This window comes from Petralouisia sp. (genome assembly GCF_056822245.1).
Map to the genome: position 1 here is coordinate 1 of NZ_JBQIOP010000097.1, position 4,426 is coordinate 4,426.

The following is a 4,426-nucleotide window of genomic DNA, read 5'->3' on the forward strand; positions in this document are numbered from 1 at the left end:
ACATTCAGGGAGCCATTGACGTAGATTTCCAGCGCCGTAGCGATATTCTGCGCCTCCGGCTCCGCCTGTTTCAAAAGCAGCTCATACAAGTCACCCAGGACCGGCATATTTTCCGGGCGGGGGTCCTGCAAATAATCCCGGTACACAAGCCTCGTGCAGCGGTCAATGATGGTCCTCTCAATCGGGGAAAGCCCTTCCTTGCCACCGATAATCAGGTCACACAGCGACAGGATAAAATCGCTTTTCAGTGTGATGGGGTTTTCATCATCCGAATAGTCCAGGTTAATGTCCATCGGATTGATATAGTTGGTGGAGGTCGGGGAAATGTCAATGACCTGCCCCTGGGCGCCGAACTGCTGTACCAGAGGCCCGTACTCATTTTCCGGGTCCGCAATAATGATGTCATCCTCCGTTAAAAGGAACACATTGACGATCTCACGCTTGGCAGAGAAGGACTTGCCGCTGCCGGGCGTTCCCAGGAACAGGCCGTTTGGATTCTTTAAGTTCTTGCGGTTCGCCATAATCAGGTTATTGCTTAAAGCGTTCAGGCCATAATAAAGCGCCTCGCCCTCCTGGAACAGCTCGCAGGTCGTAAATGGCACGAAAATGGCGGTGCTGCTTGTCGTAAGCCCACGCTCAATTTCAATCTGGTTCAACCCTAAGGCAAGGGAGGACATAAGCCCCTGTTCCTGCTGGTAGTCCAGACGTTTCAGGGCACAGTTATATTTCTGCGCAATACCGGAGGCAGACAGAATATCATTAAACAGCTTTTGCCTTTTGGAAGCGATATTCTCCACCAGCACCGTCACAAGAAACATGCGCTCATTCCGGCTCTGCAAATCCTGTAAGAGATTCTTCGCTTCTTCGCCGTAGGTGGCAAGGTCGGTAGGTATGATGTCCATGTCATACCCGGCGCGGACCGCTTTCTTCTGTTCCTCAATGGTCATTTTCTGCAGATCGGACATCTTGCGCTTGATGTTCTTGATCGCCTGGGCCTGGTCGATGGACTGGATATGCAGATTCACCGTCACGGCGTCGTCCAGGTCTAAAAGCTCCGCCAGCAGCCGGTCCGTCAGCTCCGGCGCTAAAATCTGCAAAAAGGACACCGCCCCGGAATGGTCGGCCACCCGGAAGGTCTTTCCGTCATTTGAGAACGACAGTCCGGAGGGCGCAATAAAATCTTTTGTGGAAAGTCCGGTTTTCGGCAGGTCCGCCCAGGTAAAATGAAACTTTTCCTGCCCGTCCGGGTGTAGCTGGCTGTGAAGGAGCTCCAGGCGTTCCAGCCCGTCTAACGGCTTTGCCTGTGCCCCTAAGGCTTTGAAATTTGCCAGCACGTCGGCCTCGATCCGCTCCAGGCGCATCTTCGCGGTGCGAAGGTCGTCAGCCTCTATGCCGAAGGTGATATATTTCCGCTTGGTAAGGCCGTTGTTGCCTTTTTGGAGCTGGCCCTTTAACATATCCCCATACTCTTTGCGGATTCCGTCATATTCGTCACCGCGGATGGGGATGTCGATACTGCGGGCGAAATCCTGCATATTGGCCCGCTGGTTGATGAAGGTAAGCTGCACATGGATCGAAGCGTCAAAATAATTGAGGAAATCACAGTAGCCCTCAAAAATCTGCGCTTTGTCATCCGCCTGTGCAAGCTGGTAGTTAATATCGAAAAACTGCACCGTCTTGGTGTAGAGCTTATCATTCAGCCGGCAGATTCCATCCCGATACATTTCCTTATAGGGAATACTCTGCTGGACCGTCTGCGGGGCGTCCGTTTTCAGCCCGGCAAAAAAGCCGCCCTTTTTAGGCGGCCTGGTGCGGACAGTCTTATTTCCGCTTGTCTTTGCATCGGCCCTGGCCTTTTTTGCCTGCCTGATGTTTCTTTGCAGACGTTTTTCCTGGGCTTCCTGCTGTTTGGTTTTTGGCAATCCTCGTAACCTCCTTCTTTGACATGGATTTATACAGGTTTTCCGTCCGGTATGGGCGTTTCTTCGGCCAGAGCTTATAGCGGAGCCTGTTTTTCAGAAGTTTCTCCGCCGGCTGTCCGTCCCGCTCATACATGGCGAAAAAGAAAAAGGGCATCATAAGCCCGATCATCAACAGCACCGCCGCCGAGTTGCCAATAGCGCCGCGAGTAAGGAAATATACCGGCAGCCCCACCAGTGCGGCCAGGCTGAAACAAATAAGCTGGCGTTTCGTCAGGTTAAATGCCAGCTTGGTCTTGACTTTCGTTAAGTCTTTGGGTACAGGTACATAGGGCATTGTTTTCACCTCCAATCGTGATATGCCATCAGTATTTATCCGGTTCCCTCATGTCCGTCTTTCCGGGCATCGTGATACTGGATTCCACCTCATTGCCCCACACATCCCAGCCGGGGGTCTGCTGCCTTGCGAACAACTCGACCCTGGGGACGTCACCCATAAGTTTCACAATCTTTTCCCGCACCTCGTCCGGCTTCTTGCTGTGCTGCTCGATATGGGAAATCACAAACTGGTGGATTCCCGCACACTGGCGTTTCGGGTGCCCCCTGGTCGCCAGTAAGCACACCTCCGCATTTGAGCGGGTCCAGAACCCCATCCCATAAAACCAGCTATCTGCTTTCCGGTTCTGTTTCAGCCAGAGGAAGGCCAGTGTTTTATATTTGAATCCCCATGCCTCCATAACACGGAACGCCTCATTAAGCTGCGGGAAGGTGGCCCATAGAAAAAGCGCACTGTCTTTGGCTGCAATATCTGCAACCGGCAGCGCGCATATTTCTTCTATGCTCATGGTGGGGTAATGGTTTTCCGCCACCCCATTGCCGCGTTTCCTATCATAACGCCAAGGTGGATCCGCATACACGATGCCATATTTTCCAGCCTCCGGCATTATCGGGCCTGCTCATTCTTGGCAGGAGCGGATTTTGCCGGCGGCGTTTTGACCTTGCCGGCATTATCCTTCAGGGCGCCGGTCAGGGAAGGTTTCTCCGCCGCTCCCTTTGTCGCTTCAAGGGTGGCCTGCAAATTTTCAATCGCCTGGCCGTACCCGTCGATCAGGGCATCGTTAAGCTGCCTGCGGAAATCCGCCGTCACCGGCCAGCAGACATCCCTCCATTTTCCCTGCTTATCCTGGGTGGAAGGCATGTTGACATACAGACCGTTTTCACCGGAGCAGATGCGGAAGCCGTCAATCTTGAAACAGTCCCCAATCGTCACATTGGCGTAAGCCAGCAGGTTCCCCATCGGGGCAATCGGGCGCACAGTTACATCCAGCTTCAAGCCTCCGCCCGCCTGATTCTCCGGCACCTGTACCTCCGGCTGCATGGATTCATTGTTTGTCTTACTCATATAAAAAAGTCCTCCTTCTTGTTAAAATGTAGGTTGATTACACGCTAATGCGAGTTAAAAATGCTTTTGGATAGCGAGCCTGTCTTAAACAGGGCAAAGGCCAGCAGGACCGTATAGCCTGCCGTGCCCCAGATTGCGCCGTGAATGTCGCCGGAAGAAGGGATCGACTGGACCAGCACCGCGTAGATTGCAACGCAGACCAGGATCAAAAACCCCTGGAAACCTAAAGCAAACAGGGAACGCAGATAATTTGTCCCCATCTGCCCCCATTCACGGTTTGCCATTGTGGAAAAGGGTATGGGTGCCAGGCTGACTGTAAGATATATTTCAATCATACGGCCATACACAATGACAAAGATCACGATGGACAACACCCACATGCACAGGTTGATAATGTTGGTCTCCAGCCACAGGCCGATCAGCTCCCACATCCCCATTGCTTCAAGCTGCGTTTCCAGGTCGGCCAGCACAGCGGTGACGTCCATGTTCCCGTTTATCACGCCGGCGCTCTGGCTCACCACATTCTGGGCGACGTCAAACACCGCCATGACGATAGTAAAGCAGTTGGTGAGCAGGTATGTGGCAACAAAGGTTTTGAAAATCCACTTGAAGATGTTGAACGTATCAAAATCGTGCATGTTGTTCTTTTCCAGGATCATCTGGATCAGCTCATAGACAAGGACAAAAGTCAGGATAATTCCCGCAATGGGAATGACGACGGTTTCAGAAAGATTCTGGATCATGCTGAACACGCCGCCATTCCAGCCCTGCGGTGTCTGTCCTACCTGTGAGGCCACATCCGAGACCTGGCTGTTGACGGACTCAAAGATACCGGTGTATTGTCCTGTGATTGCTTCGATTAAGCCCTCTTTAATCCAGTCTGTTATCCTTTCAAACAGACTGCCCATCGGCTATTAACCGAACAGGCCGGATAACAGCGGGATCAGCGTGGCACCCACCAGCGCAATACCTCCGCCAGCCATGAGCTGTTTCATGCCCTGTGACTTTGCTCATGTTAGATAAAGAAGTAAAAGAAGTGTAAAAAATTTTGCCGTTCCCTGTCCGGCTGACTGCCGGACGGGTCGGGCTTTAGTCGGGCAATTCT

General features: G+C 52.5%; 5 protein-coding genes and 1 pseudogene. All 6 read right to left on the reverse strand.

The features are described 5' to 3' along the window. Positions 1-1,922: VirB4-like conjugal transfer ATPase, CD1110 family (locus ACTO17_RS19565; protein ID WP_482559105.1), on the reverse strand; the 1,922-nt coding region annotated here is incomplete at its 3' end. After that, positions 1,822-2,256 (reverse strand): PrgI family protein, encoded by a 435-nt coding sequence (locus ACTO17_RS19570; protein WP_482558733.1) that lies wholly within the window; start codon positions 2,254-2,256, stop codon positions 1,822-1,824. The genes ACTO17_RS19565 and ACTO17_RS19570, both read right to left, overlap by 101 nt. Before the next feature lie 28 nt (positions 2,257-2,284). Beyond that, the gene (locus ACTO17_RS19575) at positions 2,285-2,863 is read right to left on the reverse strand and encodes an MT-A70 family methyltransferase (RefSeq protein ID WP_482559106.1); all 579 of its coding nucleotides are present in this window, start codon (positions 2,861-2,863) and stop codon (positions 2,285-2,287) included. Then, a complete protein-coding gene (locus tag ACTO17_RS19580) occupies positions 2,863-3,321 on the reverse strand; it encodes a septation protein SpoVG family protein (RefSeq protein ID WP_482559107.1) in 459 nt (152 codons plus the stop codon). Before ACTO17_RS19580 ends, ACTO17_RS19575 begins: the two co-directional genes overlap by 1 nt. Positions 3,322-3,365: 44 nt before the next feature. Then, the gene (locus ACTO17_RS19585) at positions 3,366-4,229 is read right to left on the reverse strand and encodes a VirB6/TrbL-like conjugal transfer protein, CD1112 family (protein WP_482559108.1); all 864 of its coding nucleotides are present in this window, start codon (positions 4,227-4,229) and stop codon (positions 3,366-3,368) included. A 6-nt stretch (positions 4,230-4,235) separates the two neighbouring features. Next, positions 4,236-4,331: pseudogene (locus ACTO17_RS19590) on the reverse strand (Maff2 family mobile element protein); the annotation flags it as partial. Between the last annotated feature and the right edge of the window lie 95 nt (positions 4,332-4,426).

Bases quoted from the DNA above. Each gene is read 5' to 3' on its own strand.
- ACTO17_RS19575 (WP_482559106.1), bottom strand. From the start codon at position 2,863: ATGCCGGAGGCTGGAAAATATGGCATCGTGTATGCGGATCCACCTTGG.
- ACTO17_RS19580 (WP_482559107.1), bottom strand. From the start codon at position 3,321: ATGAGTAAGACAAACAATGAATCCATGCAGCCGGAGGTACAGGTGCCG.
- ACTO17_RS19585 (WP_482559108.1), bottom strand. From the start codon at position 4,229: ATGGGCAGTCTGTTTGAAAGGATAACAGACTGGATTAAAGAGGGCTTA.
- ACTO17_RS19570 (WP_482558733.1), bottom strand. From the start codon at position 2,256: ATGCCCTATGTACCTGTACCCAAAGACTTAACGAAAGTCAAGACCAAG.